The following is a 26,718-nucleotide window of genomic DNA, read 5'->3' on the forward strand; positions in this document are numbered from 1 at the left end:
CATAAGCGAACGCCCACCCCTCGGGGTGGGCGTTTCGTGATGGTCGGGCCGGCGAGATTCGAACTCACGACCTTCCGTCCCCCAGACGGACGCGCTAACCAGACTGCGCCACGGCCCGACGCCGGCCATATAGAGCGAAGCATGAGGGCTGCACAAGGGGGGCGGTGCATCGAAATCGGGTTTCTTCGCCGTTGATTTCATTGGCGGCGACGAACCGGTCACACGGGCTGGCCGGGGGTGCGGTCCATGGCGTCGCGGATCGCGTCGCGCAGGGGGCGGGCCGCGGGCGGCAGGGCCGCGGAATGCTGGCGCAGCGCCCCGGCGGTGGCGGCCAGCCGCGCCAGCCATCCGTGCGAGCCGCCGGCTGAGTCGGCGGCGGGCGTTTCCGCCGGCACCGAGGGGCGGTCGAGTTCGGGAAACAGCGGCAGGTCGCTGCCGGATCGCTGCGGGGCAGGCTGTGAAAGGCGCGCGGTCGCGGGCTTGCGGGTGTTCGGGGCCTTGCGGGCCGGGCCGCGGCCCGAGGCGCGCGAATCACCCGACATCTCGGGCGGGGCAGGGGCCGCGGCCAGACGCTCGCGCCCGCGCTCGCGCAGCCCCTCGCCACGGTCCAGCGCGATCAGCCGGCGGGCGCCGCGGATGGTCAGCCCCTCTTCGCGCATGACCACGCAAAGCCCGGCGGCCAGCTGCACGTCATCGGGGCGGTAATAGCGGCGCCCGTCCGGGCGGCGCACGGGGGCAAGCGCGGGGAACTGGGTTTCCCAGTAACGCAGAACATGGGTCGCGACCCCGATCAGCTGCGCGACCTCGCCGATACTGCGAAAAGCTTGCGGCGATTTCATGTCCCCGGCTCCTGTCGCGCCTTTTTAGCGGTTTCCGGCGGCGATCCGCTCTTTCATCAGATGCGACGGCCGGAATGACAGGACGCGCCGCGGGGTGATCGGGACTTCCTCGCCGGTCTTGGGGTTGCGGCCGATACGCTCGTTCTTGTCGCGCACCGAAAACGTGCCGAAGGACGAAATCTTCACCTGTTCGCCACGCACCAGTGCGTCGGAAATATGCCCCAGCACGCTTTCCACAAGCTGGGCACTTTCGTGGCGGGACAGTCCGACCTCGCGGAAGACCGCCTCGGCCAGATCCATTCGGGTCAGTGTCTTGTCGCTCATTCGCCAGCCTTTCGTTTCTGACAGACTGTTGATCCTCAAGTGCAAAGTCAACATGCCCCAAGGCGGGATCGTTCCGCATCTGGCCGCGATAATCCATCCCGCCCGCGCGACGGGGCCGAAATTCCGCCGCCGGGCGGGCGGCGATACCCCTTGCCTGCGCCGGCAATCACGCCCATTTCTACCTATCGGGCAATGTATTCTTTCCTGGCACGGAGGGTTGCCATGGCCGGCGGATGGGCCACCGATGGCGCGGTGAACGAACAGATCGAGGTCAGCACCGAAGAGGCGCTGGCGCGGATGCGGCTGCGCAACCGCCGAGGCGGCGAAAGCCTGAGCGAATGCGCCGAATGCGACGAGCCGATTCCCGAGGCGCGGCGCCGGGCCGTGCCGGGGGTCACGCTATGCGTCGCCTGCCAGTCCGAGTCCGACCGCCGCTTTGTCCCCGGCGCCGGCATCAACAGGCGCGGTTCCAAGGACAGCCAGCTGCGCTAAGCGACTAGCCGCGCCCCGCCGCCAGCCGATCCTGCACCAGCCCGCTGATCCGCGCGAGATCGGCGGCCAGCGCCCGCCCGGCTGAATGATCCCGCGCCAGGGCGACAGCGGCCTGTTCCAGCGGCTCGTCCCGCGCCGAGCGGGCGACGCCCGCGAGGAACCTGACGATATAGTCGATGGCGCCGGTATCCGAGGCGCTGGCAAGCACATCGGCCACATGGGCCAGGTCGTCGTGCAGGACGCTGGCGTCGGGGCGCAGGGTTTCGCTGGGCACCGCGCGCGGCCCCATCGGCCGTGCGTCGGCGGGCAGGTTGGACAGGATCATGTGCTGGAACAGCGCCAGGCTTTCCACCGGCTTGGCCAGAAAACCGTTCGCGCCCGCGGCCATTGCCCCGGCCTCGGTGTCGGGGTCGCCGGACATGCCCAGCACCACCGGCACCAGCCCGGCCAGCGTCGCGATCAGCTGCGCGCCGTCGCCGTCCGGCAGCCCCATGTCGACGATGGCCACGGCAGGCCGATAGATCTGTAGATGCCGCGCGGCCGTGCGCAGGCAGTCCGCGCGGCGGATCCGCGCGCCCGAGCGCAGGCACAGCAGGCGCACCGCCTCGGACGCAAAGCGCGAATCCTCGACCACCAGCACGGTCAGCCCGGCCAGCGGCCGCCCCGGCGGCGCCACCGGCCACAGCGGCATCGGTGCGTCATGCGCGGCAATCTGATTGGAATTCATGGCAGCATCCCCTCGAATCATCCGTAAGCCCAGATTAACCGCCATTGTCCTAACGCTCGGTTAAGCGCGCTGGCCCCGCGGGACTTTTCCTTGGCCCCCGTCCGGCCTATTGAGGGTGAAAGCTGAGGAGCCTCGCATGATCGGACGCCTGAACCACGTCGCCATCGCCGTGCCGGACCTGGCCGCGGCGGCCGACCAATACCGCAACACGCTGGGCGCAAAGGTCGGCGCGCCGCAGGACGAACCCGACCACGGCGTCACCGTCGTGTTCATCGAGCTGCCCAACACCAAGATCGAACTGCTGTATCCGCTGGGCGAAAACAGCCCGATCAAGGGGTTTCTGGACAAGAACCCCTCGGGCGGCATCCATCACATGTGCTATGAGGTCGAGGATATCCTTGCCGCCCGCGACACGCTGAAATCGCAGGGCGCGCGCATCCTCGGCGACGGAGAGCCGAAGATCGGCGCCCATGGCAAGCCCGTGCTGTTCCTGCATCCCAAGGACTTCAACGGCTGCCTGATCGAGCTGGAGCAGGTCTGATGACGATCACCGGCGGTGCGGTCATGTTCGCAAGTATCTGGTTTCTCGTGATGTTCCTGCTGCTGCCCTGGGGGCAGCAAACCCAGGAAGAGGCCGGGCACATCGTCCCCGGCACGCCCGCCGGCGCCCCGGTGCGCCCGGGGCTGGGGAAAAAGGCGATCTGGGCTACCGTCATTTCGGTGCTGCTGGTCGGGGCGATCTGGATGTTCCTTGCCTCGGGGATCGTGACCCGGGCCGACATGATGGATTTCAACCGGCTGACGCCCTGAGCTGCGGCCCCGCGCGGGGGCCGCAGCCGGCGGTGTCACAAAAAGACCGTCCGCGCCGCGACGTCGGGGCGGGGGCGGTCGGGAACCTCGTCGGGGCCGGTGCCGATATGGATCAGCCCGACGACGCGTTCGCCCTCGGCCACGCCCAGGTGCGCGCGGGCGAAATCGTCGCTTGCCGCGGGGCCTGACAGCCACGCCGCCCCCCAGCCCGCCGCCAGCGCCGCGTTCAGCAGCGACAGGCACACCGCGCCGGCCGACATCTGCTGTTCCCACAACGGGATTTTCGGGCTATCCACCGGCGTCGACACCACCGCGACGATCAGCGGAGAGGCAAAGGCGCTGCTTGCCTTTTCGGCGGCGGCCTCGTCCCCTCCGGTCGCGCGCACATGCTGGGCCAGCAGCGGCGCCAGCCGGTCCAGCGTCGCCCGCTCCAACACCACAAAGCGCCAGGGTTCCAGCTTGCCGTGGTCGGGCACCCGCGCGGCGACGGTCAGCAGCCGGGCCAGTTCCTTGCGATCGGGTCCGGGCGCGTGCAGCAGCTTGGGCGGGCGCGAGCGACGGCCGGCAAGGAAATCGAGCGCGGAGGGGTTGGCGGACATGGGCAGCTCCTGCGGTAAAATGCGGACCGAGGCTACAGCCCGCCCCCGCGGATGGAAAGCCGGGCTTGACGCAGCGCCCCCCGCGCGCCACCCCAAGCCCATGAGCAAGCCGCCCGACCTGTCCGAACTTGCCGTGCCGGGGGCGCGGATCGCGGTGCGCGTGACGCCCCGCGGCGGGCGCGAGGCGCTGACGCGCGATGAGGCCGGCGCCATCCACATCCGCGTCACCGCGCCGCCCGAGGATGGCAAGGCCAACGCGGCCGTGCGCAAGCTGCTGGCCCGTGCGCTGCGGATCGCGCCCTCGCGGCTGACGCTGGTCGGAGGCGCCACCGCGCGCGACAAGCTGTTTCGGGTGGATCCCTAGGGGTCAGGGCGGGGCCAGCCGGTAATTGCCCTCGGGCAGGTTCAGGGCCAGCCGCAGCTCGTTCAGCTGCTCCATGGTCAGCACGATGCGCGAGACGCCGTCGCCGCCCGGCTCCATCTGCTCGATCACCACGCGGTCGTCGAAATTCAGGATTACCACATCCTCGTTCAGCGGCCGGGTGCCGGGGGGTGCCTCGTCCACAAGGGTGATGACGGTGGCGTCGAAATCGTGCTCGATGGTGAACATGGCGGGGCCTTTGCGGAAACGATGTGGGGTGTCTGCAACATTCGCGTGAGCGGCGGGGCCCCGCAACCCCGGAGCTTTGCAGCCGCGCGGTTTAAGCTGTAGCTTTGCCCGCAGGAACAATACGCGTGTGGGACGGGTGGACATGACGACAGCGGCGGGAATCGCGGCAACGACTGCGATTGCGGCAGCGAACCGGGGGGACGCGGGAAAAACCGCGCAGCCCGCGGGCAGGGCGGGGCTGCGCTGGCTGGTGCTGGCCGCGGTCGCGGTGCTGGCCGGCTGCGGCGTGCCCGGCGACATCCCGATGCCGCCGCCGGGGACGCCGCCCGCCGATCCGGTGATCATCAAGACCACATCGGGCGCGCCGGCCACACCGCAGGCGGCGGCATCGAATTTCACCGCCGTGATCCGCGTGATGGAACCGGCGGTCGAGCGCGAATGCATGTTGCGCCGCACCCAGCCGATCAACTGTGATTTCCAGTTTGTGGTGGACGACCGCTCGGGGCTGGACATCAACGCATTCCAGACGCTGGACGACAACGGCCGGCCGATCATCGGCTTTACGCTGGCGCTGATCGCGGCGGCCCGGAATGCCGATGAGCTGGCGTTCGTGGTGGGGCACGAAGCCTCGCACCATATTCTCAACCATATCGGCCAGCGCAGCGGTGCGGCCCGGGCCGGGGCGGTGATCATGTCGGGGATCGTTGCGGCCTCGGGGGCGGATCTCGCGACGATTCAGGCGGCCCAGCAGATGGGGGCGCAGGTAGGCGCGCGCTATTATTCCCGCGACTGGGAATTGCAGGCCGATTATCTGGGCGCGATCCTGACGCTGAACGCAGGGTTCGACCCGATCCGCGGGGCCGAGTTCTTTGCCCGCATCCCCGACCCCGGCGACCGGATCCTGGGCAGCCACCCGTCGAACGCGCAGCGGCAGGCGCAGGTCGCGCGGGCGGTCGCGGATGTGAGGGCGGGACGCGCGCGGTAAGCGGGACCGCCGCGCCTGTGTCGCGGCCGCAATGGGTATTTGGACCAGAAAGAAGCCCCGCGGTGCGCATGGAGGCACCGCGGGGCTGGTCATTTCCGGAGTTGAAGGCTCAGTGGCCGCGGGCGAGGGCCGCGACGCCGGTGCGGGCGACCTCGGCCAGACCCAGCGGGCGCATCAGATCGGCAAAGGCGTCCAGCTTTTCCGGGGCGCCGGTGATCTCGAACACAAAGCTTTCCAGCGTCGAATCAACGACATTGGCGCGGAAGATGTCGCTGATGCGCAGCGCCTCGACCCGCTTTTCGCCGCTGCCGACCACCTTGAACAGCCCCAGCTCACGCTCGACCGAGGCGCCCTCGACGGTCAGGTCGTGGACCTCGTGCACCGGGATGATGCGGCTGAGCTGCGCCTTGATCTGCTCGATCACCGCCGGGGTGCCCCGGGTGACCACCGTGATGCGCGAGGTGTGGCCGGTGTGGTCCACCTCGGCCACGGTCAGGCTGTCGATATTATAGCCGCGCCCGGAAAACAGCCCGATGACGCGGGCCAGCACCCCGGCCTCGTTATCGACGATCACGGACAGGGTGTGCCGTTCCTCGCCCGCTGCGTGATAGTCGCGCAGGTCATAGGCCGAGTGGCTGGATGCGCCGCGTTCGATCTTGAGTGCAGACATGACGCCCCCTTACACCAGCACCGCGCCGTCGGACTTGATCGCCGAGCCGATGTCGTCGGCCGCGATCTCGTCGCCCAGCAGCATTTCGTTATGCGGCTTGCCCGACGGGATCATCGGGAAGCAGTTTTCGTGTTTTTCCACCAGCACGTCGAGGATGAAGGGCACGTCGCTGTCGATCATCTCGCGGATGGCGTCGTCCAGATCGGCCGGGTCGTGGACCTGGCGGCCCTTGCAGCCGAATGCCTCGGCCAGCTTGACGAAATCGGGCAGGCTTTCCGACCAGCTCTGGCTGTAGCGTTCGCCGTGCAGCAGCTGCTGCCATTGGCGGACCATCCCCAGCCGTTCGTTGTTCAGGATGAACTGCTTGACCGGCGCGCGGAACTGCACGGCCGTGCCCATTTCCTGCATGTTCATCAGCCAGCTGGCATCGCCCGCGACGTTGATCACAAGCGCCTCGGGGTGGGCGACCTGCACGCCGATCGAGGCCGGCAGCCCGTAGCCCATGGTCCCCAGCCCGCCGCTGGTCATCCAGCGGTTCGGCCCCTCGAAATGCAGGAACTGCGCGGCCCACATCTGGTGCTGGCCGACCTCGGTCGTGATATAGCGGTCGCGGCCGGCGGTCAGCGCCTCAAGCCGTTCCAGCGCGTGCTGCGGCTTGATCAGCTTGTCCGAGGGCTTGTAGGCCAGACAGTCGCGCGCCCGCCACTGTTCGATCTGCGCCCACCATTGTTGCAGGGCGGGGCTGGTCTTGCGGCCGCGGGCCTTCCAGATTTTCAGCAGATCTTCCAGCACATGGCCGACATCGCCCAGAATCGGCAACTCGACCGGGATCACCTTGTTGATCGAGCTGGGGTCGATGTCGACATGCGCCTTGATCGAGCCGGGGCTGAAATCGGCCACCCGCCCGGTGATGCGGTCGTCGAAACGCGCGCCCAGGTTGATCATCAGGTCGCAGCCGTGCATGGCCATGTTGGCCTCGTACAGCCCGTGCATCCCCAGCATTCCCAGCCAGCTCTTGCCGCTGGCCGGATAGGCACCCAGCCCCATCAGCGTCGAGGTGACGGGGAATCCGGTCGCGTCCACCAGCTCGGTCAGCAGCTGGCTGGCGGCGGGGCCCGAGTTGATGACGCCGCCGCCGGTATAGAACACCGGCCGCTCGGCGGTCTCGATCAGCTCGACCAGCCGGGTGATTGCGTCGGCGTCGCCCTTGCGTGCGGGCTGATAGCGCGAGGGCGCGATCTGTTTCGGTCCCAGATAGGTGCCGGTCGCGAACTGCACGTCCTTGGGGATGTCGATCAGCACCGGCCCCGGCCGGCCCGCGGTCGCTACGTGAAAGGCGCGGTGGATGGTTTCGGCCAGGCTGTCGGTGTCGTTGACCAGCCAGTTGTGCTTGGTGCAGGGGCGGGTGATGCCCACGGTGTCGGCCTCTTGAAACCCGTCGGTGCCGATCATGAAGGTCGGAACCTGGCCCGTCAGCACCACCAGCGGGATCGAATCCATCAGCGCATCGGTCAGCCCGGTGACCGCATTGGTCGCGCCCGGCCCCGAGGTCACCAGCACCACCCCCGGCTTGCCGGTGGAACGCGCATAGCCCTCGGCCATGTGGACCGCGCCCTGTTCGTGGCGCACAAGGATGTGCTTGATGTCGTTTTGCTGGAAAATCTCGTCGTAGATCGGCAGGACGGCGCCCCCGGGATAGCCGAATACGGTATCGACGCCCTGATCGCGCAGCGCCTCGACCACCATTCTTGCACCCGTCATGCTTCGGGACATCTCCGACCCCCTGTTCGCGTAAGATTTGCGGCAAAGCGGCGGGCTCTGCTGCGCTGCCGCAAGCTAGTCGGCGAGTTGGGGCGGGTCAATGCCGTGATTTGGGAAAAATGGCGCGGCCGTGCGGTTTGGCGCAAGAAAATTACGATAGCACGGGGCGCCGCGCAACCTGTGGCGTCAAAGCCGGCCGTTCGAGGGCCGGAGCCGGTCTCAGGGCAGGTGGATTCGCGCCACCTGCTCGACAATCGGGTCCACGGACAGGGGGTGAGCCTCATCCTCGTGATCCTCGGGGCGGCCGATGTCCTGCCAGACGCCGCCCTTGTGGATTTCCAGCGCGCCAAAGCCGGCCTTGTAGGCCATCTTGCGGCTGCCCGGCACCCAGTAGCCCAGATAGACATAGGGCAGCCCGGCCGCCCGCGCCATCTCGACATGATCCAGCACCATCCAGGTGCCCAGGCTGTCGGGGCGGCGTTCGGGGTCGTAAAAGCTGTAGACGAGGCTCAGCCCGTCGTCGAGGATATCCGTCAGGCAGACCGCGGCCAGCGGCGCCTGCTCGTCGGCGGGATGATCGCGGTATTCAAAGACCCGCGTGCGCACCGGGGTTTCCTCGATCATCGCGGCGAATTCAAAGATATCCATGTCGGCCATGCCGCCATCGGCGTGCCGGCGGTCGAGATAGCGGCGAAACAATTCAAACTGTTCGTCGGTGGCCCAGGCGCTGGTGCCCAGCCGGATCAGCCCTGCATTGCGTTTCAGCACCCGGCGCTGGCTGCGCGAGGGGCAGAAATCGGCGACCCTGATCCGGGCCGACATGCAGGCGACGCAGCTTTCGCAGCTGGGCCGATAGACCACGTTCTGCGAGCGGCGAAACCCCTGTCGCGACAGCGCGTTGTTCAATTCGCGCGCGCGGTCGCCGGTCAGCGCAGTGAAAAGCTTGCGTTCGGCCCGGCCATGCAGATACGGGCAGGGCTGCGGCCCGGTCACATAGAACTGCGGTGCGTTCAGTCCGGAATGCCGCATCACACGCCCCGCCTGGAAGGATCCATGGCTGGTCCGGGTCCGGGGGGGCTGGCAGGGACGATGAACATGCGCAGGGGCCGGAAAATTGCGTCGCTTCGCGGGAATCACTCGACGGTAGCAACTGCCGCGGTGCTGGACAAGCGCCGAAGACACGCGCTGGCTCGCAACTGTCCAGCCGCGCATGTTCCCGCCGATCCCGTCACGGGATTTCTGGCTGGTGCCGGGGGCGGTGGCGCGCGCGGTGGCGCGGCCGGTGAAACGGAAATCGCCAGCGGGGCAGGGGCATGAAGCTTTCCGACAACATTACCCGCCTGCCGCTGCCGGTGGACCGTGCCCGGGCCGCCGCCGCCAGCCTGCCCGGTGCTGGGCCGCAGCTGTCGGCGCTGATTGCCGGTGCGGCGGGGTCCAGCCCTTATCTGGCCGGGCTGATCGCGCGCGAGGCCGATTGGCTGGCCGCTGCCTCCGATCGCGGCCAGACCCCCGCCACGCTGGTTGCAACCGAAACCACCGGCTTTGGGTCGCTGCCGCCGCCCGAGCTGGGGCCGGCCCTGCGCCAGGCCAAGCGGCGGGTGGCCCTGTTCGCGGCGCTGGCCGATCTGGGGGGCGCGTGGTCGCTGGATCAGGTGACGGACGCGCTGACCCGGCTTGCCGATCGTGCGACGGACCTCGCCCTGCGCGCCCATGTCGAGGCAGAGATCCGGCGCGGCAAGCTGCCGGCCGCCCGGCCGGGGGCAAGCCCGGATGCGGCGGGGATCTTTGCGCTGGCCATGGGAAAGATGGGCGCGCATGAGCTGAACTATTCCTCGGACATCGACCTGATCGTGCTTTACGACGATGATGCCTATGCGCCCGAGGACCAGCACGAGGTCCGCGCGGCGCTGATCCGCGCCACCCGCAAGGCGGCGGCGACGTTGTCGGACCTGACCGCGCACGGCTATGTGTTCCGCACCGATCTGCGGCTGCGTCCCGACCCGTCGGTGACGCCGGTCTGCATCTCTGCCTCGGCCGCGCTGGCGTATTACGAGGGCGAGGGCCGCAGCTGGGAACGCGCCGCCTATATCAAGGCCCGGCCCTGCGCGGGCGATCTGGCGGCAGGGGCGCGGTTTCTGGCGGCGCTGCGGCCCTTTGTCTGGCGGCGGCACCTGGATTTCGCGACCGTCGAGGATACCCACGACATGCGGCGCCGGATTCGTGATCACAAGGGGCTGCATGGCGGCATCCATGCGCCGGGTCACGATCTGAAGCTGGGGCGGGGGGGCATCCGTGAAATCGAGTTCTTTGCCCAGACCCGCCAACTTATCGCCGGCGGTCGCGACCCGGACCTGCGCTCTCGCCGCACGGTCGAGGCGCTGGCTTCGCTGGCCGAAAAGGGCTGGATTCCGCCCGATGTCGCCGCCGATCTGTCCGCCCATTACCGCGAACACCGCGAGATCGAGCATCGCATCCAGATGGTGAATGATGCGCAGACCCATGTGGTCCCCACCACTGACGATGCCATTGCCCTGATCGTGGGGCTGTCGGGCGAGAGCGACCGCTCTGGCTGGGTCTCGCGGCTGGAGGCGCGGCTGCAACGGGTCGAGCATCTGACCGGCGATTTTTTCGCACCCGCCGCTGCGCCGGACACCGCCCGTCCGGAACTGACCGAGGAGCAGTCCTCGGTGGTCGAGGGCTGGCAGGGCTATCCGGCCCTGCGCTCGGCCCGCGCCCGGCATCTGTTCGGGCGGATCGAGCCGCAGGTGCTGGCCAGCCTGTTCCGCGCGGCGCGTCCGGACGAGGCATTGGCGCGCTTTGACAGTTTCCTGCGCGGGTTGCCTGCGGGCGTGCAGCTGTTTTCGATGTTCGAATCGAATCCCTCGTTGATCGACCTGCTGGGCGATATCTGCGCGACCTCGCCGGCGCTGGCCTCGTATCTGGCACGCCACCCCGAGGTGCTGGACGCGGTGATCGCGGGGCGGTTCTTTGCGCCCTGGCCCGGTCTGGCCACGCTGCGCGCCGGGCTTGCCGAAACGCTGGACCGGACCATGGCCGCCCCCGACGGCGGGTATGAGCGTGCGCTGGATGCGGCGCGGCGCTGGGCGCATGAATGGCAGTTCCGCGTCGGCGTGCACCATCTGCGCGGCTTGATCGAGGCCGAGCAGGCGGGCCAGCATTACGCGGATCTGGCCGAGGCCGCGCTGTCGGCGCTGGCCCCGCTGGTGGCCGGGGAATTCGCCCGCCGCCACGGGCCGGCCCCGGGAATGGGCGCGGCGGTGCTGGGCATGGGGTCGCTGGGGGCGCGGCAGATGAATGCGCTGTCCGACCTCGACCTGCTGGTGATCTATGACGCCAACGGGGCCGAGGCGTCCGAGGGACCGCGGCCCCTGGCCACGCGCGCCTATTACGCGCGGCTGACGCAGGCGCTGCTGGCGGCGCTGACCGCGCCCACCGCGGCCGGGCGGCTTTATCAGGTGGACATGCGGCTGCGACCCTCGGGGCGGCAGGGGCCGGTCGCGACCTCGATCGGGGCGTTTTCCGACTATCAGCTGCACGAGGCGTGGACCTGGGAACATCTTGCCCTGACCCGCGCCCGCGTGGTTGCGGTGATTCCGGGATCGGCCACCGCAGACATCGCGCCCCTGTCGCTGCGAATCGAAGCCTTGCGGCATGAAATCCTGGCCCGCTGCGGCACCAATCCGCGGGTGATGCCGGATTTCCAGCAGATGCGGGCGCGAATTTTCAGCAGCCTGGGCGATGACACAGCCCTGACACGCCGTCTGGGTCGCGGCCGGTTGCAAGATATCGAGCTTTTCGCCCAGACGCTGGCACTGCGGGCGGGATCCGTCTCTCGTCGGGCCGGGATGCAGATCCGCGCCGGGGTCAAGGCCGGGCTGGTCGGGGCCGAGGCTGCCGAGCGGCTGGTGCGGGCGCATGAGTTCCTGTGGAGGCTCTATTGCGGCGCGCGACTGCTGACCGAACGCCCGCTTGACCTGGAAACCATCGGGCAGGGCGGGCAAGAGTTCCTGCTGCGCGAAACCGGCTGCGATGATGTTGCCGCATTGCGCGCGCGGCTGGAGCGGCTGATCGCGGCGGCCGGGGACATCATCGACGCGCAATCGCCGCCGGAGGGCTGAGGCTATCACTCCGTCACCCGATCATGCCGGTGACCGGAACCGTCGGCCCCGGGGGCGATTGCGCGGCACCGGCGGTTTCGTCGGCCGTCTGGTCGAACACCCCGTGCAGGGTCTTGTCCCAGTAAAACGGCTTGGCCACGATTTCATAGGCGGCCTTCCACGCGGCCAGACAGGCGAGCGGGAAATAGAAATACAGCGTTGGCGCCCACAGCCCGAGCCCGGGATGGGTGCGCCGGACCGCCCAGACCGCGACCGCGATGTTCAGCGCCTCGGAGATCAGAAACAGTGCGATGATCGCCGCACCCATCCACGCGCCGGTCAGGCTTGCCAGCGGGTGGACGAACCCCAGCGAGAACAGCCAGAAGCTCCATAATACCGGGGCGAGCAGGAACTGCTGGACGGTGGCGAGCATTTGCAGGTGGAACCCCACGGTAGGCCAGAAACCGATTTCGCGCACCAGTTGCATGGGGCTGCGCATATGCACGCCCCATGTCATCGCGAATCCCTTGAGCCAGCGCGAGCGCTGCTTGACCCACGGCAGGGGGCGGCAATTGGCCTCTTCATGGGTGGTGGTCGCGACGATTTCGGTGCGGTAGCCCAGCCGGGCCAGGCGCACCCCGAGATCGGCGTCCTCGGTCACGTTCCACGCGTCCCAGCCGCCGGCCTCGGCCAGCGCGGTGCGACGGATAAAAAAGGTCGTCCCGCCCAGCGGCACCACCAGCCCCATCCGGGCCAGCCCCGGCAGCACCCCGCGGAACCAGGCGGAATATTCCAGAGTAAAGCAGCGGGCCAGCCAGTTGGTGCGCGGGTTGTAGAAATCCAGCGCGCCCTGCACGCAGGCGACCTGTGGCGGCGCGAAATGCAGGTGGCGCGCGACGCGGTGCAGCTGGTCGGGTTCGGGGCGATCCTCGGCGTCCCAGACCCCGATGATGTCGCCGCGGCAGAAATTCAGCGCGTAGTTCAGCGCCCGCGGCTTGGTGCGGATCGGGCCGTCGGGCACGGTCACAACCCGCATCCAGAAAGGCAGTTTTACCCCGTCCAGCGCGGCGCGGGTGACGCGGTCGGTTTCCTCGACCACCAGCAGCACGTCGGTCAGCTCGCGCGGATAGGTCAGCCCGGCCAGCCGCCCGACCAGCCGGTCGGCGATGCTTTCCTCGCGGAACATGGGCACCATCACCGAAATCATCGGCCATTTCCCGTCCATCGGCGGGTCCAGCGCGGGTGCCGGCGCCTCGCGCAGGTCGCGCAGCGTGCGGCGGAACGCCAGCGCCTTGAGCAGCGTCGTCGCCACCAGCGTCAGGATGGTCAGCAGGCTGACCACCACCAGCACCAGTAGCGGCGCCAGCCACAATCCCAGCGCCAGCGTCGCCATCAATCCCAGCAGCATCCGCCCCAGCCGGGCTTCGTTGCGGGTGCGGCAGCTGTATTCGGGGGGAACGCAGCTTTCCGCCTGCCGGATCAGCGCGGTGCGGCGGGTGGCCAGCAGTGCCGAGGAACAGTCGCTGTCGGTGCACAGCAGCATCCGCACCGGGCCGAGGCGCGATTCGAGATGCTGTCGCGCGCCCTGAAACCGCTCGGGCCAGGCGGCGGCCACAAAGGTGACGCCGCCCGTGCGCCGCCATGGCACGATGCCATGCGTCAGGCACCAGTCGGCACCGGCCAGGTCGATTAGCCGCGGATCGGGCGGCATCGCCGTCAGGTCCACGCTGCTGGTCCGCCATTGTTTCGACAGCGCGCGGGTCAGCGCCTGCGCGGTCACCCAGCCGCGCGCCAGCAGGATTTCCCCCAGCCGCGCCGATTCCGCGCGGTTGACGATCAGCGCCTTGAACAGGTTGCCCGCATCGACTGCGCCGTCGTCCAGCAGGATCTGGCCCAACGCGCGTTCGTCGCGCCCGCTGGGGCGGGCCGCAGGCCGGTCGTCGGGCCGCGCCGCCCGCAGCCGGAACGGCGGCGCCCGGTCCGGCAGAGGGCCTGTCACAGGGCCTGTCGGGCGCGTTTCGGCAGCGGCTTTTCTAAAATTCGTGACGGACATCGGTGCACCCGGAGCGACGGAATCGCCCCTTGATGCACCCAAATGTTTAAACGGCCGTTAACGGGCGCCCGGGTTTTCAGCCGGCGCGGCGGTCCTGCATCGCCTTGCCGAAACGGGTGAACAGATGGTCGCTGTCATGCGGCCCCGGGCTGGCTTCGGGGTGATACTGCACTGAAAACACGGGACGATCCGCCATGCGCAGCCCGCAGTTAGATCCGTCGAACAGGCTGACATGGGTTTCGACCACCCCTTCGGGCAGGGTCTGCGAATCGACCGCAAAACCGTGGTTCATCGAGGTGATCTCGACCCGGCCGGTCTCGATGTCGCGCACGGGATGGTTCGCGCCGTGGTGTCCGTGGGGCATCTTGACCGTCTGCCCGCCAAGCGCGAGCGCGAGCAGCTGGTGGCCTAGGCAGACCCCGAAGATGGGCAGGTCGCGGGCGATCAGTTCGCGGATCATCGGCACCGCGTATTCGCCGGTTGCGGCCGGATCGCCGGGGCCGTTGGACAGGAACACGCCCTCGGGGTTGTGGCACAGCACGTCCTCGGCAGTGGCGGTGGCGGGCAGCACGGTGACATCGGCGCCCGATTCCGCCAGCGAACGCAGGATGTTGCGCTTGGCGCCATAGTCGATCGCCACCACCCGCAGCGGGTTTTCCGGACGGGTCTGGTTAAAGCCGCCGGGCCAGGTCCAGTGCCCCTCGGACCAGCGATAGCTTTGGGTGCAGCTGACCTCGCGCGCGAGATCCATCCCCACCAGCCCCGGCCAGTCGCGGGCGCGGGCGACCATGGCGGCGGTGTCGAAATTGCCCTGCGGATCATGGGCCAGCACCGCATGGGGCGCACCCTGTTCGCGGATGGCGCGGGTCAGGCGCCGCGTGTCGATGCCGCCGATGCCGATGCGCCCGTGTTTTTCCATCCACGAGGCAAGATCTGAGGTGGCGCGCCAGTTCGAGGGCTCGCCCGGATCCCATTTCACCACGATGCCGGCGGCGACCGCGTCAGGGGATTCGTCGTCCTCGGGGGTGATGCCGGTGTTGCCGATATGGGGAAAGGTAAAGGTCACGACCTGCGACGCATAGCTGGGGTCGGTCATGATTTCCTGATAGCCCGACATCGCCGTGTTGAAGACAAGCTCTGCCACGACCTCGCCGCTCGCGCCGAAGCCGCGGCCATAGAAGATCGTCCCGTCGGCCAGTGCCAGGCACGCGGTCGGTTTCTGTTCCATCTTGAACCCCCGGAAAATCGGCCGAGTGCTAGGGGAAGCAGCCGGCAGGGTCAAGGGCGCGATCATGGGGACGCTGCGGGTTGACGGTGGCGGGGCGCAGGGGCAACCCTGACGGGTCAGGTAACGGGGAACGACATGGAACTGCGCGAGCGTATCCAGAACGCCACCAAAGAGGCGATGAAGGCGAGAGACCAGCTGCGGCTGTCGACGCTGCGGCTGATCGGGGCCGCGATCAAGGATCGCGAGATCGCCGCAAGGGGCGAGCCGGGCGAGGGCCGGCTGACCGAAGGCGACCTGGTCGCGCTGCTGTCGCGCATGGTCAAGCAGCGCCAGGAATCGGCGCGCGCCTATGAAGAGGGCGGGCGGCTGGAGCTGGCCGAGCGCGAACAGGCCGAGATCGGCATCATCCAGGAGTTCCTGCCCCGGCAGATGGACGAATCAGAGGTCGCGGCCGCGATCGACGCGGTGATCGCCGAGCTGGGCGCGACCGGGGTGCGCGATATGGGCCGCGTCATGGGCGCGCTGCGCGAGCGCCACGCCGGGCAGATGGATTTCGGCGCTGCCGGCGCGCTGGTGAAGGCGCGGCTGATGGGGTGATGAACGGGGCCACGCCGGGCCGGGGGCCAGCCCCCGGACCCCCGGGATATTTGGATGATGAAGAAAAGGCGCCAGCGGCGCGGGCCGCGTCAGCTTGCGGGGTTGTTCAGCCGTTCGCGCACCATGGCGGCGGCGGCGGCGACGGCCTGTTCGATGCTCATCGCGGTGGTGTCGAGGATCACCGCGTCGGGGGCGGCGCGCAGGGGGGCGGTGTCGCGGGCGGCGTCGCGGGCGTCGCGTTCACGCAGCTCCGCCAGCATCGCCGCCGGATCGGCGCCCAGTTCCGCCGCTCGGCGCGCGGCGCGGGTCTGGTCGTCGGCGATGACATAGAGCTTGAGCTCGGCGCCGGGGCAGATCACCGTGCCGATGTCGCGCCCGTCGAGGATCGCCCCCGGCTCTTGCCGCGAAAACCGGCGTTGGAATTCGATCAGCGCGCCGCGGACCTCGGGGATGGCGGCCACGCGCGATGCGGCCTGTCCGGCCTCGGCGGTGCGCAACCCCGGGCGCAGCAGGTCGTCGGGCGTCAGGCTGCGGGCCGCCGTGGTCGGGTCGCCGCCGATGGCGCCCACCGCCCGGTAAAGCAGCCCTGTATCGAGATGCGGAAAGCCGAATTCCCGCGCGAGCGCCCGCGCGATCGTGCCCTTGCCCGAGGCGGCGGGGCCGTCGATGGCGATGGTAAAGGGCATGGCGGTCTCCGGTTGCGGGGCGGGCAGGGGGGTCATGCCATATCGGCGGGCAGGGGGAAAGCGGGGCAAGGGCTGGGCGGGGGTGTTTCAATTCAGCGCCGGCCGGGGCCGCAGGCTGCGCAAGGCGCTGGACCTTGGCGCCTTGATGCGCGATATGGTGGGCCAGTCGCGCCAGAGCGGAGTTGCCCCATGTGGATCGTCGATCGCATTTTGACCTGGTGGAACGGCCAGACCCTGGGAACGCAGGTCTGGACCCGCCGTTTCGGCAACAAGGTCGGCGAGGACCAGCAGGGCAATATCTATTACCAGACCGCTGACGGCAAGCGCCGCTGGGTGATCTACAACGGCGAATCCGAGGCAAGCCGCGTGCCGCCCGAATGGCATGGCTGGCTGCACCACACCTGGGACGAGCCTCCGACCCGCGCGCCGTTGCCGCAAAAACCGTGGGAGCGCCCGCATCTGCCGAACCTGACCGGCCTGCCGGGCGCCTATCGCCCGACCGGGTCGCTGTTGCAGGCCGAGCCGGCGCGCCGCCGCGACTACGACGCCTGGCAGCCCGAGTAAGCCCGCGGTGTCCGCCGCCGCCGAAAGGGCCGAACTGCTGGTCGGCGCCGCCGTGCTGGTGGTGGCCGTGGGGTTTCTGGCGTGGTCGGCGGGCGGCTGGGCCGGGGCCGGGCGGGGCAGCTATCCGCTGATCGCCTCGTTTCCGAATGTCGCCGGCGTCGAAAAGGGCACCGAGGTGCGGCTGGCCGGGGTGCGCGTCGGCCGCGTCTCGGACATTCGCCTGAACCCGCAGACCTACTATGCCGAGGCCGAGATGCGCCTGCCCCGGGACATCCTGCTGCCCGCCGACAGCGCCGCGCTGATCCAGTCGGACGGGCTGCTGGGCGGATCCTATATCGAGCTGCGCCCCGGCGGCGCGGTCGAGCTGTTGGGGCCGGGCGACGAGATCGAGGATGTGCAGGGTGCCGTCAGCCTGCTGGCCCTGCTGATGAAATTCGCCGATTCGCAGGGCGCGCCCGCGGATGGTCCGGGCGATCCGGACACGGGGGGGGCGCAATGATCCGTCCCGCCCTGATGGTCGCGCTGGCCGTGGCGGCCGCGCCCGCGTGGTCGCAGGTGCCGCCCGTGCGGCCCAGCACCGACATCGCGCCGGGCACCCGCGCCGAATCGGTCTCGCCTCTGGTGCAGGGGCAGGTGACGCGGGCCAATGCGGCGCTGCTGCGCGGGCTGGACAAGGTGTCGGGACAAAGCACCGACCTGCCGCTGCTGGTGGGCGACAGCCTGGTCTTTGGCCGGCTGGAGGTGCGGCTGGGCGAGTGTCGCTATCCCGCCGCCGACCCCGATTCGGATGCGTTTGCGCAGCTGACCATCACCGACACCCACAGCCGCCGCACCCTGTTCACCGGCTGGATGATCGCCTCGTCCCCGGCGCTGTCGGCGCTGGACGATTCGCGCTATGACATCTGGGTGGTGACCTGCGACGACGGCAGCGGGCTGGCGCTGCCCGACCTGACCTATGAGCCGGACACCGCCGAGCCAGAGGGCGGCGAGGGCATGGACCCGGACGGAGAGACCACCCCCGTCGAGGATGACGACGACGGCTGAGCCGCGCTTGCGCTATGGGGTCGCGGCCCGGGCCAGCTCGGCCGCGGTCCGCAGCGGCTGCGCGTGGAAATCCGCCGGCTGTTGCAGCGCCCGGGACAGCCTTGCGCGATAGCTGTCGCGGCTGATTTCCACCCCGCCCATGCTGGCCAGATGCGGGGTCAGGAATTGCGTGTCGAACAGGGTGAACCCGCAGCGCGCCAGATGGTCCGACAGCCACACCAGCGCCATTTTCGAGCCGTTGGTGCGGGTGGAAAACATGCTTTCCCCAAAGAACGCCCCGCCCAGCACCACGCCGAAGATCCCTCCGGCCAGCGCGCCGCCCTGATGGACCGCCAGCGCCTGCGCGTGGCCGCGTTCGTGCAGCCTTGCATAAAGCTCTTGCAGCGGCGCGTTGATCCATGTCTCGGGGCGGTCGGCGCAATGCGCGACGATGCGGTTGAAATCGGGGCGCGCGTCGGCTTGCCACCCCCCGCGCAACAGGCTGCGACGCAGCGAGCGCGACATATGCACGCCGCCCACGGGCAGGATCCCGCGGCGCGGCGGGTTGAACCAGTAAAGCCGCGGATCGGTCGCCGAGCGGGCCATCGGAAAGATGCCCTGCGCATAGCCGGCCAGCAGCTGCGTCGGATCAAGGCTCAGGGGATGGTCGCGGTTCATCGCCCGAAACTAGCGGATTTCGCAGGCAAGGGGCAGGGGTGGCCGCACCCGGGGGCGCGGCCGGATTTCAGGCGCCGGTGATCGCGCGCGCAAAGGCCGAGCGATACAGCGCCGACAATTCCGCCAGCGGCGCCGAGTCGCCCCCAAGCGACACGCGTTCGCCGTGAAAGCTGCCGACGCGGGCGACCGGCACCCCGGCTTTCGCGCCCAGCTCGATCAGGCTTTCGGCGTCGGCCGCGGGGGCGGCGACCAGATAGCGGGCCTGATCCTCGCCAAACAGCGTCGGGATGTCGGCGGCGGCAAGTTCGACCCCCAGTCCCGTACCCTCGGCCATCTCGAACGCGGCCAGCGCCAGCCCGCCGTCCGACAGGTCGCTGGCGGCGCGGATGTGGTTGCGGTGGGCCAGCAGGAACTCGCCATGCGCGCGCTCGGCCGCCAGATCGACGGGCGGAGGCTCGCCCGCCTCGATCCCCCACGCCTCGGCCGCCAGCGCCGACTGGCCCATGTGGCCGGCGGTCGCGCCGATCACCAGCGCCACGTCGCCCGCATGGGGCAGCCCGCCGATCAGCTGGTCCAGATGCGCGACCAGCCCGACGCCGCCGATGGTGGGGGTGGGCAGGATCGCCTGTCCGTCGGTTTCGTTGTAAAGGCTGACGTTGCCCGACACGATGGGGAAATCCAGCGCCCGGCAGGCCTCGCCGATGCCTTTGATCGCGCCGACCAGCTGGCCCATGATTTCCGGCTTTTCGGGGTTGCCAAAGTTCAGGTTGTCGGTCGCGGCCAAGGGTCGCGCGCCGGCGGCGACCAGATTGCGCCACGCCTCGGCCACCGCCTGCTTGCCGCCCATCACCGGATTGGCGCGGACATAGCGCGGGGTCACGTCGCTGGTGAATGCCAGCGCCTTGTCGGTGCCGTGGACGCGGACCACGCCCGCGCCGATGCCGGGGCGGCGGATGGTGTCGGCGCCGACCTGGGTGTCGTATTGTTCCCACACCCAGCCCTTGTGCGCGTAGTTCGGGCTGCCGATCAGCGCCCGCAGCGCCGCGATGGGGGCGATTTCGGGCAGCGCGCCCAGCGGCTTGGGCGCGGGGGTTTCCACCCATGGCCGGTCGTATTCCGGCGCGGCCGAGGACAGCTTGGACAGCGGCAAATCGGCCATGACCTCATTGCCATGCAGGATCAGGAAACGGTCCTCGGCGATGGTTTCACCCACGATGGCGAAGTCGAGATCCCATTTCTCGAAAATCTCGCGGGCCTCGGCCTCTTTTTCCGGCTTCAGCACCATGAGCATCCGCTCCTGGCTTTCGGACAGCATCATCTCGTATGCGGTCATGGCGGTTTCGCGCTGGGGCACATGGTCCAGCGTCAGCTTGATGCCCAGCCCGCCCTTGTCGCCCATTTCCACCGCCGAGCAGGTCAACCCCGCCGCGCCCATGTCCTGGATCGAGATCACCGCGTCGGTGGCCATCAGTTCCAGACAGGCTTCCAGCAGGCATTTTTCGGTAAAGGGGTCGCCGGCCTGCACGGTGGGGCGCTTGTCCTCGATCGATTCGTCGAACTCGGCGCTGGCCATGGTGGCACCGCCGACGCCGTCGCGGCCGGTCTTGGCGCCCAGATAGACCACCGGCATTCCCACGCCCGAGGCGGCGGAATAAAAGATGCGGTCCGATTGCGCGAGCCCGGCGGCAAAGGCGTTGACCAGACAATTGCCGTCATAGGCGGCGTGGAAACGCACCTCGCCGCCCACGTTCGGCACGCCAAAGGCGTTGCCATAGGCGCCGATGCCCTCGACCACGCCCTTGACCAGATGGGGGGTGCGCGGGTGCTCGGGGCGGCCAAAGGACAGCGCGTCCATGGCGGCGATGGGGCGCGCGCCCATGGTGAACACGTCGCGCAGGATGCCGCCGACGCCGGTTGCGGCGCCCTGATGCGGCTCGATATAGCTGGGGTGGTTGTGGCTTTCCATCTTGAACACCACGGCCTGCCCGTCGCCGATATCCACCACGCCCGCGTTCTCGCCCGGGCCGCAGATCACCTGCGGGCCGTCGGTCGGCAGGGTGCGCAGCCATTTCTTGGACGATTTATAGGAACAATGCTCGTTCCACATCGCCGAGAAGATGCCCAGCTCGGTAAAGGTCGGCTCGCGGCCGATGATGTCGAGGATGCGCTGATATTCGTCGGGTTTCAGCCCATGCGAGGCAATCAGTTCATCGGTGATCGCCGGTTCGTTCTGCATGATCCAACCCCCTTTGCGGCATTTGCCGCCTAATAGGCCGCGCCGCCTCGCTTGGAAAGATGGCCCGTCCGCGCTGCGACGCAGAAACGGCGCGAGCGTGGAAAAAAAGAGCCGGGCACGATGGCCCGGCCAAGTCCAACAGGGAGGTTGAAGAAACGACAAGAAATCGCGCTTCCTCAATTCCCAATAAAGCTGCTCATGCCGGGGATTTCAAGGATTCCCGGCGATTATTGCAGCATGACCGCCATGCAGGCTGTGCATGGCAGCGGTTTTCCGCCCGGATTTCAGCTTTCGCCAGGGTTGCGCCGCAGGGATTGGATCTCTTCTACCACGAAATCGCGGAATGCTGCGATGCGGCGGGACGAGCGCAATTCTTCGGGGAAGGCAAGGAAAACCGGAACCTCGGCTGATTCCACGTCGGGCATGGCGCGGATCAGATGCGGCGACTCGGATTCCATGTAGTCGGGCAGGATGCCGACGCCCAGATGGCCGAGCACCCCCTGCAACACCCCGAAATAGCTGTTGACCAGCAGGGTGGCGCTGACATGGTGCGTCAGCAGCGACTGCGACAGCACCGCCCCGGCCGAGACCTGCGGCGTGGTCGGGTTCTGGCAGATCAGCCGGTGCGAGGACAGCTCTTCCAGGGTCTGCGGTATCCCGCGCAGCGCCGCGTATTCAGGCGAAACGTAAAGCCGCATCCGGATGTTCAGCAGCCTGCGCCGGATCAGATCGGCCTGGCTGGGTTCCTTCATGCGGATGGCCATGTCTGCCTCGCGCATCGGCAGGTCCAGAACCCGTTCTTCCAGCATCAGGTCGATCTTGAGATCCGGATAGCGTTCGTAAAGCTTGCCCAGCCGGGGCACCAGCCACAGCGTGCCGAACCCGGTGGTGGTGGTGATCTTCAACTCGCCCGCGACATGTTCCTCGCTGTCGCGGATGCGGGCGGTGGTGGTGTCGAGCTTGCGGCTCATCGCCTTGGTGGCGTCGAACAGCATCTCGCCCTGTTCGGTCAGGATCAGCCCGCGGGCGTGGCGGTGAAACAGGGTCGAGCCCAGCATTTCTTCCAGCGCGCGGACCTGCCGGCTGACGGCCGATTGCGACAGGTGCAGCACGTCGCCGGCATGGGTCAGGCTGCCCGCGTCGGCGACCGCATGAAAGATGCGCAACTTGTCCCAATCCACCATTCCGACCATCCCTGCTGGGTAAGACCTGCCATGCAATAAGTGCAATACATAGGGTTCCAGGGGGGATTCACAAAGGGCTTTATCGGTCAACGATCCTGACCTATACTGAACCCGAGTCATCGACGCCCCCGGGGAGGAAGCAAGATGAGCATACAGGACATTTCCCTTGCCGATCGTTTCGACGTCACCAAGCGCCATGTGCTGCTGAACGGCACGCAGGCGCTGGTGCGTCTGATGCTGATGCAGGCCGCCCGCGACCGCGCGGCCGGGCTGAACACGGCGGGGCTGGTGACGGGCTATCGCGGCAGCCCGCTGGGCGCGGTGGATTTGCAGATGATGCGGGCGGAAAAGCTGCTTTCCCCTGCCAATATCCGCTTTCAGCCCGGGCTGAACGAGGATCTGGCCGCCACCGCCATCTGGGGCAGCCAGCAGGCCGAGCTGCGGGGCGAGGGCAGATACGACGGCGTGTTCGCGCTGTGGTATGGCAAGGGGCCGGGGGTGGACCGATCGGGCGACGTGATGCGCCATGCCAACATGGCCGGATCGTCGCCCAACGGCGGCGTGGTCATGGCGATGGGCGACGACCACACCGGCGAATCCTCGACGGTGCTGCACCAGTCCGACTGGGCGATGGTCGATGCCTATATGCCGGTGCTGTCGCCGGCGGGGGTGCAGGAAATCCTCGACTACGGGCTTTACGGCTGGGCGCTGTCGCGTTTCGCCGGGGTGTGGACCGGGCTCAAGACCATGAAGGACACGGTCGAGGCAACCAGCGTCGTCGATGGCGACCCCTTTCGCATGAGCTTTGGCGTGCCGGTGGATTTCGCCATGCCCGAGGGCGGGCTGAACATCCGGCTGGGCGACAATCCTGTCGCGCAGGAAGCGCGGATGATCGACTACAAGCGCTTTGCGGCCGAGGCTTTCGCCCGCGCCAACCGCATCGACCGCCGCGTCTGGGGCAAGCCCGGCGCGAAAATCGGCATCGCTGCCGCCGGCAAGAACTGGCTGGACGTGGTGCACGCGCTGGGGCTGCTGGGCATCGACGCCGCCGAGGCCGAACGGCTGGGCATCACCACCTACAAGATCGGCCAGACCTGGCCGCTGGACATGGTCAGCTTTCACGAATGGGCCGAGGGGCTGGACCTGATCATCGTGGTCGAGGAAAAGCGCAAGCTGATCGAGGTTCAGGTCAAAGAGGCGATCTTTGACGACCGCCGCGGCCGCCGCGTCTATGGCTGGCACAAGGGCGACACCTGGGAACACGGCCGCCGGCTGGAGCTGTTCCCGACCCGCTATGCGCTGGACCCGGTGCTGGTCGCCGAACGGCTTGGCGGCATCCTGATCGACGAGGGCCGGCGCACCGACCGGCTGGACGCGGCGCTGTCCCGGCTGGCCGACACGCGGTGCAACGACAATGCCCCCGAAATCGCGGTGCGCACGCCGTGGTTCTGTTCGGGCTGTCCGCACAATACCTCGACCAAGGTGCCGGACGGCAGCCGCGCCTATGCCGGGATCGGCTGTCACTACATGGTGCAGTGGATGGACCGCGAGACCTCTGGCTTTACCCAGATGGGCGGCGAGGGCGCGAACTGGATCGGCGAGGCGCCGTTTTCCAACCGTCCGCATGTGTTCCAGAACCTCGGCGACGGCACCTATAACCACTCGGGGTCGCTTGCGATCCGCGCGGCCAAGGCGGCGGGCACCAACATCACCTACAAGATCCTGTTCAACGACGCGGTGGCGATGACCGGCGGCCAGCCGAATGAGGGCGGGCTGACCGCGCCGCAGATCGTGCGGGAATTGCAGGCGCTGGGCGTGCCGGTGGTGCTGGTCCACGACGAAAAAGAGGACGTGGACCCGAAATCGTTCCCTCACGGGCTGCGGATCGAGACGCGCGACAGTCTGATGGGCGTGCAGCGCGAACTGGCGCAGGTGCCGGGCGTGACCGCCATCGTCTATGTCCAGACCTGCGCCGCCGAAAAGCGCCGCCGCCGCAAGCGCGGTAGCTTTCCCGACCCCGACCGGCGCATCTGGATCAACCCCGAGGTCTGCGAGGGCTGCGGCGATTGCTCGGTCCAGTCGAACTGCGTCTCGGTCGTGCCCTTCGACACGAAACTGGGCCGCAAGCGCGCCATCGACCAGTCGTCGTGCAACAAGGATTATAGCTGCGTCACAGGCTTCTGCCCCAGCTTTGTCAGCGTGTCCGGCGGCAAACTGCGCCGCCCGGCCGCGCAGGCGCTCGACCTGCCCGACTTGCCCGCGCCGACGCTGCCTGCCATCGACGGCACGCACAATATCGTGATCACCGGGGTCGGCGGCACCGGCGTCGTGACCATCGGCGCGGTGCTGGCGCAGGCCGCGCAGCTGGACGGCAAGGGCGCCGGCATGATGGAGATGGCCGGCCTCGCGCAAAAGGGCGGCGCGGTCCATATCCACCTGCGGCTGGCCAACGCGCCTGCGGACATCAGCGCCATCCGGGTTGCCGTGGGCGAGGCCGATGCCGTGATCGGCGGCGATTTGGTGGTGACCGCGGGGGCCAGAACCGTCGGGCTGATGACCCATGGCCGCACCGGCGCGGTGGTCAACGACCATGAAATCATCACCGGGGAATTCACCCGCAACCGCGATTTCCACGTCCCCGGCGACCGGCTGAAACTGTCCTTGCAGGCGCGGCTGGGGGAACGCGCCGCTTTCCTCGACGCTGTAAGACTGGCCGAACGTTACCTGGGCGATTCGATCTATTCCAACATGCTGGTCACCGGCGCGGCATGGCAGCAGGGGCTGATCCCGCTGTCGGAACAGGCGATCCTGCGCGCCATCGAGCTGAACGGGGCCAAGGCCGCGGAAAACCAGCGCGCCTTTCAGATCGGCCGCTGGGCGGTGCTGTTTCCGCAGCAGGCCGAGCCGGCGCCGGCCGTGGCCGAGGCGCACGACCCCGTCGCCTATCGGGCGGCCCGGCTGGTCGGCTATCAGGGTCCGCGGCTGAAACGCCGTTTCCTGCGGCTGGTGGACATGGCGCCCCCGGAACTGCGCGAAACCGTGGCGGAAAGCTTTTACCGGCTGCTGGCGATCAAGGACGAATACGAGGTCGCCCGCCTGCACCTGACCACAGCCGAGGGCGTGGCCCGCAGCTTCGAGGGCGATCTGAACCTGACCTTCCACCTTGCCCCGCCCTTCCTTGGCGGCAAGACCCCCGACGGCCGCCCGCGCAAGCGTGATTTCGGGCCGTGGATCCTGCTGGTGTTCCGGGCGCTGTCGGCGCTGCGCGGCCTGCGCGGCACGCCGCTGGACCTGTTCGGCTGGCAGGGCGAGCGCCGGTTCGAGCGCGCGCTGGCCCGCCAATACGAACGCGACATGGCAGAGATGCTGCCCAGGGTGACGCCCGCGACGGCCGATATCGCCCGCGAACTCGCCGCCCTGCCGCAGGACATCCGCGGCTACGGCTTCATCAAGCACGAGGCCGCCGAAAAAGCCGCCGCCCGGCGCGAGGAACTGCTGGCGGCCTTTCGTGCCGGCGGCTGGCCCTCGCAGCCGGAACTGCGCGTGGCGGCGGAATGACAGCGCGCCTGCGCGTTCTGTCCGGATCGGCGGGCATCTTCTGTCTTCAAATATCCCGGGGGTCCGGGGGCTGGCCCCCGGTCCTGCCGCGACAACATGACCGAGGTCATGGATTCCGGGCGCCAGTGCCTCTACATGACACGGGACAACACGGAGGAACGGATGGCAGTCGGCGTTTTCGATTCGGGGCTGGGCGGGCTGACCGTCCATCAGGCCATTGCCCGCCGGATGCCGGATCTGCCGCTGGTCTATCTGGGCGACAACGCCCATGCGCCCTATGGGGTGCGCACAGCGGATAATATCTATGACCTGACCTGTCGCGCCGTCGAGCGGCTGTGGGACGAGGGTTGCGACCTGGTGATCCTGGCCTGCAACACGGCCAGCGCCGCCGCCCTGCGCCGGATGCAGGAAAACTGGCTGCCTGCTGACAAGCGGGTGCTGGGCGTGTTCGTGCCGCTGATCGAGGCGATGACCGAACGGCAATGGGGCGACAATTCCCCCCCGCGCGAGGTCGCTGTGCGCCATGTGGCGCTGTTCGCCACCCCCGCCACCGTCGCCAGCCGCGCATTCCAGCGCGAACTCGCGTTCCGCGCCATCGGCGTGGATGTCGAGGCCCAGCCCTGCGGCGGTGTCGTCGATGCGATCGAGGACGGCGACGAGATGCTGGCCGAGGCGCTGGTGCGGTCCCATGTCGAGGCGCTCAAGCGCCGGATGCCGCGTCCGCAGGCCGCGGTGCTGGGCTGCACCCATTACCCGCTGATGGAGCAGACCTTTCGCGAGGCGCTGGGCGAGGGGGTTCGGGTGTTTTCGCAGGCCGATCTCGTGGCGGAAAGCCTTGATGACTATCTGCGCCGGCGGCCCGAATTCATCGGCCCCGGCACGCGCTCGCGGTTTCTGACCACCGGCGATCCCGCGCGGGTCACCGCCAAGGCGACGCAATTCCTGCGCCAGCCGATCCATTTTGAAGCATTCTGAA

26 protein-coding genes and 1 tRNA gene are annotated in these 26,718 nt (G+C 68.5%); 12 read left to right on the forward strand and 15 right to left on the reverse strand.

The genetic code is table 11. The annotated features are described in order from the left end of the window. Positions 1-40 precede the first annotated feature (40 nt). From BLW83_RS04770 to ihfA, 3 genes are all read right to left on the reverse strand, one after another. A tRNA-Pro gene (locus BLW83_RS04770) sits at positions 41-118 on the reverse strand. Between the two features lie 100 nt (positions 119-218). After that, a complete protein-coding gene (locus BLW83_RS04775) occupies positions 219-839 on the reverse strand; it encodes a MerR family transcriptional regulator (protein WP_090846188.1) in 621 nt (206 codons plus the stop codon). 24 nt (positions 840-863) lie between these two features. Then, complete coding sequence (gene ihfA / locus BLW83_RS04780) at positions 864-1,163, reverse strand: integration host factor subunit alpha (RefSeq protein ID WP_073060500.1); 300 nt, start codon at positions 1,161-1,163, stop codon at positions 864-866. Between the two features lie 222 nt (positions 1,164-1,385). Here ihfA and BLW83_RS04785 point away from each other — a divergent pair, with 222 nt between their 5' ends. After that, the gene (locus tag BLW83_RS04785) at positions 1,386-1,655 is read left to right on the forward strand and encodes a DksA/TraR family C4-type zinc finger protein (protein ID WP_090846190.1); all 270 of its coding nucleotides are present in this window, start codon (positions 1,386-1,388) and stop codon (positions 1,653-1,655) included. Between the two features lie 4 nt (positions 1,656-1,659). Here the strand turns inward: BLW83_RS04785 and BLW83_RS04790 are convergent, their stop codons facing one another. Next, the gene (locus tag BLW83_RS04790) at positions 1,660-2,346 is read right to left on the reverse strand and encodes a response regulator (protein ID WP_245728687.1); all 687 of its coding nucleotides are present in this window, start codon (positions 2,344-2,346) and stop codon (positions 1,660-1,662) included. Positions 2,347-2,518: 172 nt separating this feature from the next. Here BLW83_RS04790 and mce point away from each other — a divergent pair, with 172 nt between their 5' ends. Beyond that, positions 2,519-2,923 (forward strand): methylmalonyl-CoA epimerase, encoded by a 405-nt coding sequence (gene mce / locus BLW83_RS04795; protein ID WP_090846194.1) that lies wholly within the window; start codon positions 2,519-2,521, stop codon positions 2,921-2,923. After that, entirely contained in the window at positions 2,923-3,192 is a 270-nt protein-coding gene (locus BLW83_RS04800; RefSeq protein ID WP_090846196.1) for a DUF1467 family protein, read from the forward strand. The genes mce and BLW83_RS04800 overlap by 1 nt, the downstream gene beginning before the upstream one ends. Positions 3,193-3,227: 35 nt before the next feature. On the opposite strand, the gene BLW83_RS04805 is transcribed toward BLW83_RS04800, so the two are convergent. Further along, positions 3,228-3,791 (reverse strand): nitroreductase family protein, encoded by a 564-nt coding sequence (locus BLW83_RS04805; protein ID WP_090846198.1) that lies wholly within the window; start codon positions 3,789-3,791, stop codon positions 3,228-3,230. 100 nt (positions 3,792-3,891) lie between these two features. On the opposite strand from BLW83_RS04805, the gene BLW83_RS04810 reads away from it, so the two are divergent. Beyond that, a complete protein-coding gene (locus tag BLW83_RS04810; RefSeq protein ID WP_090846200.1) occupies positions 3,892-4,155 on the forward strand; it encodes a DUF167 domain-containing protein in 264 nt (87 codons plus the stop codon). A 3-nt stretch (positions 4,156-4,158) separates the two neighbouring features. Here the strand turns inward: BLW83_RS04810 and BLW83_RS04815 are convergent, their stop codons facing one another. Beyond that, entirely contained in the window at positions 4,159-4,401 is a 243-nt protein-coding gene (locus tag BLW83_RS04815) for a hypothetical protein (RefSeq protein WP_090846202.1), read from the reverse strand. A gap of 142 nt (positions 4,402-4,543) precedes the next feature. Between BLW83_RS04815 and BLW83_RS04820 the strand changes: the two genes are divergently transcribed. Continuing rightward, the gene (locus BLW83_RS04820) at positions 4,544-5,386 is read left to right on the forward strand and encodes a M48 family metallopeptidase (protein ID WP_245728639.1); all 843 of its coding nucleotides are present in this window, start codon (positions 4,544-4,546) and stop codon (positions 5,384-5,386) included. 109 nt (positions 5,387-5,495) lie between these two features. On the opposite strand, the gene ilvN is transcribed toward BLW83_RS04820, so the two are convergent. From ilvN to BLW83_RS04835, 3 genes are all read right to left on the reverse strand, one after another. Further along, positions 5,496-6,056 (reverse strand): acetolactate synthase small subunit, encoded by a 561-nt coding sequence (ilvN, locus tag BLW83_RS04825; protein WP_090846204.1) that lies wholly within the window; start codon positions 6,054-6,056, stop codon positions 5,496-5,498. A gap of 9 nt (positions 6,057-6,065) precedes the next feature. Then, positions 6,066-7,829, reverse strand: a complete 1,764-nt coding sequence (locus BLW83_RS04830) for an acetolactate synthase 3 large subunit (protein ID WP_090846206.1) — start codon at positions 7,827-7,829, stop codon at positions 6,066-6,068. 207 nt (positions 7,830-8,036) lie between these two features. Beyond that, positions 8,037-8,846, reverse strand: a complete 810-nt coding sequence (locus BLW83_RS04835) for an arginyltransferase (protein WP_090846208.1) — start codon at positions 8,844-8,846, stop codon at positions 8,037-8,039. A gap of 284 nt (positions 8,847-9,130) precedes the next feature. Between BLW83_RS04835 and BLW83_RS04840 the strand changes: the two genes are divergently transcribed. Beyond that, positions 9,131-11,956: a [protein-PII] uridylyltransferase family protein gene (locus tag BLW83_RS04840; RefSeq protein WP_090846209.1), complete on the forward strand. Its 2,826-nt coding sequence runs from the start codon at positions 9,131-9,133 to the stop codon at positions 11,954-11,956. A 13-nt stretch (positions 11,957-11,969) separates the two neighbouring features. On the opposite strand, the gene BLW83_RS04845 is transcribed toward BLW83_RS04840, so the two are convergent. Further along, the gene (locus BLW83_RS04845; RefSeq protein ID WP_245728640.1) at positions 11,970-13,934 is read right to left on the reverse strand and encodes a glycosyltransferase; all 1,965 of its coding nucleotides are present in this window, start codon (positions 13,932-13,934) and stop codon (positions 11,970-11,972) included. Positions 13,935-14,064: 130 nt separating this feature from the next. Continuing rightward, the gene (gene carA / locus BLW83_RS04850) at positions 14,065-15,216 is read right to left on the reverse strand and encodes a glutamine-hydrolyzing carbamoyl-phosphate synthase small subunit (protein WP_090846212.1); all 1,152 of its coding nucleotides are present in this window, start codon (positions 15,214-15,216) and stop codon (positions 14,065-14,067) included. 135 nt (positions 15,217-15,351) lie between these two features. On the opposite strand from carA, the gene BLW83_RS04855 reads away from it, so the two are divergent. Continuing rightward, complete coding sequence (locus tag BLW83_RS04855; RefSeq protein ID WP_090846214.1) at positions 15,352-15,813, forward strand: GatB/YqeY domain-containing protein; 462 nt, start codon at positions 15,352-15,354, stop codon at positions 15,811-15,813. Positions 15,814-15,902: 89 nt separating this feature from the next. Here the strand turns inward: BLW83_RS04855 and BLW83_RS04860 are convergent, their stop codons facing one another. After that, positions 15,903-16,499, reverse strand: coding sequence for a (d)CMP kinase (locus BLW83_RS04860; RefSeq protein WP_090847464.1), 597 nt, complete (start codon positions 16,497-16,499; stop codon positions 15,903-15,905). Positions 16,500-16,688: 189 nt separating this feature from the next. Between BLW83_RS04860 and BLW83_RS04865 the strand changes: the two genes are divergently transcribed. The 3 genes from BLW83_RS04865 to BLW83_RS04875 are packed head-to-tail and all read left to right on the forward strand — an operon-like array spanning position 16,689 to position 18,107. Then, the gene (locus BLW83_RS04865; protein ID WP_090846216.1) at positions 16,689-17,063 is read left to right on the forward strand and encodes an NADH:ubiquinone oxidoreductase subunit NDUFA12; all 375 of its coding nucleotides are present in this window, start codon (positions 16,689-16,691) and stop codon (positions 17,061-17,063) included. 7 nt (positions 17,064-17,070) lie between these two features. Then, positions 17,071-17,562 carry an outer membrane lipid asymmetry maintenance protein MlaD gene (gene mlaD / locus BLW83_RS04870; RefSeq protein ID WP_090846218.1) on the forward strand — a complete coding sequence of 164 codons (492 nt, stop codon included), beginning with the start codon at positions 17,071-17,073 and terminating at the stop codon, positions 17,560-17,562. Then, the gene (locus BLW83_RS04875) at positions 17,559-18,107 is read left to right on the forward strand and encodes a DUF2155 domain-containing protein (RefSeq protein ID WP_090846220.1); all 549 of its coding nucleotides are present in this window, start codon (positions 17,559-17,561) and stop codon (positions 18,105-18,107) included. Before mlaD ends, BLW83_RS04875 begins: the two co-directional genes overlap by 4 nt. A 12-nt stretch (positions 18,108-18,119) precedes the next feature. Here the strand turns inward: BLW83_RS04875 and aat are convergent, their stop codons facing one another. The 3 genes from aat to BLW83_RS04890 all read right to left on the reverse strand — a co-directional run bounded on the left by aat (position 18,120) and on the right by BLW83_RS04890 (position 22,181). Continuing rightward, positions 18,120-18,764: a leucyl/phenylalanyl-tRNA--protein transferase gene (gene aat / locus BLW83_RS04880; protein WP_090846222.1), complete on the reverse strand. Its 645-nt coding sequence runs from the start codon at positions 18,762-18,764 to the stop codon at positions 18,120-18,122. Between the two features lie 67 nt (positions 18,765-18,831). After that, entirely contained in the window at positions 18,832-21,000 is a 2,169-nt protein-coding gene (gene purL / locus BLW83_RS04885; protein ID WP_090846224.1) for a phosphoribosylformylglycinamidine synthase subunit PurL, read from the reverse strand. Positions 21,001-21,284: 284 nt separating this feature from the next. Then, entirely contained in the window at positions 21,285-22,181 is an 897-nt protein-coding gene (locus BLW83_RS04890) for a LysR family transcriptional regulator (protein ID WP_090847467.1), read from the reverse strand. Positions 22,182-22,328: 147 nt separating this feature from the next. On the opposite strand from BLW83_RS04890, the gene BLW83_RS04895 reads away from it, so the two are divergent. Both BLW83_RS04895 and BLW83_RS04900 read left to right on the forward strand, forming a co-directional pair. Further along, a complete protein-coding gene (locus BLW83_RS04895; RefSeq protein WP_090846226.1) occupies positions 22,329-25,742 on the forward strand; it encodes an indolepyruvate ferredoxin oxidoreductase family protein in 3,414 nt (1,137 codons plus the stop codon). A 162-nt stretch (positions 25,743-25,904) separates the two neighbouring features. After that, positions 25,905-26,717, forward strand: coding sequence for a glutamate racemase (locus tag BLW83_RS04900; protein WP_090847469.1), 813 nt, complete (start codon positions 25,905-25,907; stop codon positions 26,715-26,717). The last annotated feature ends 1 nt before the right edge of the window (position 26,718 follow it).

The sequence above is a fragment of the Paracoccus alkenifer genome (assembly GCF_900108405.1).
GTDB classification, from domain to species: Bacteria; Pseudomonadota; Alphaproteobacteria; order Rhodobacterales; family Rhodobacteraceae; genus Paracoccus; species Paracoccus alkenifer.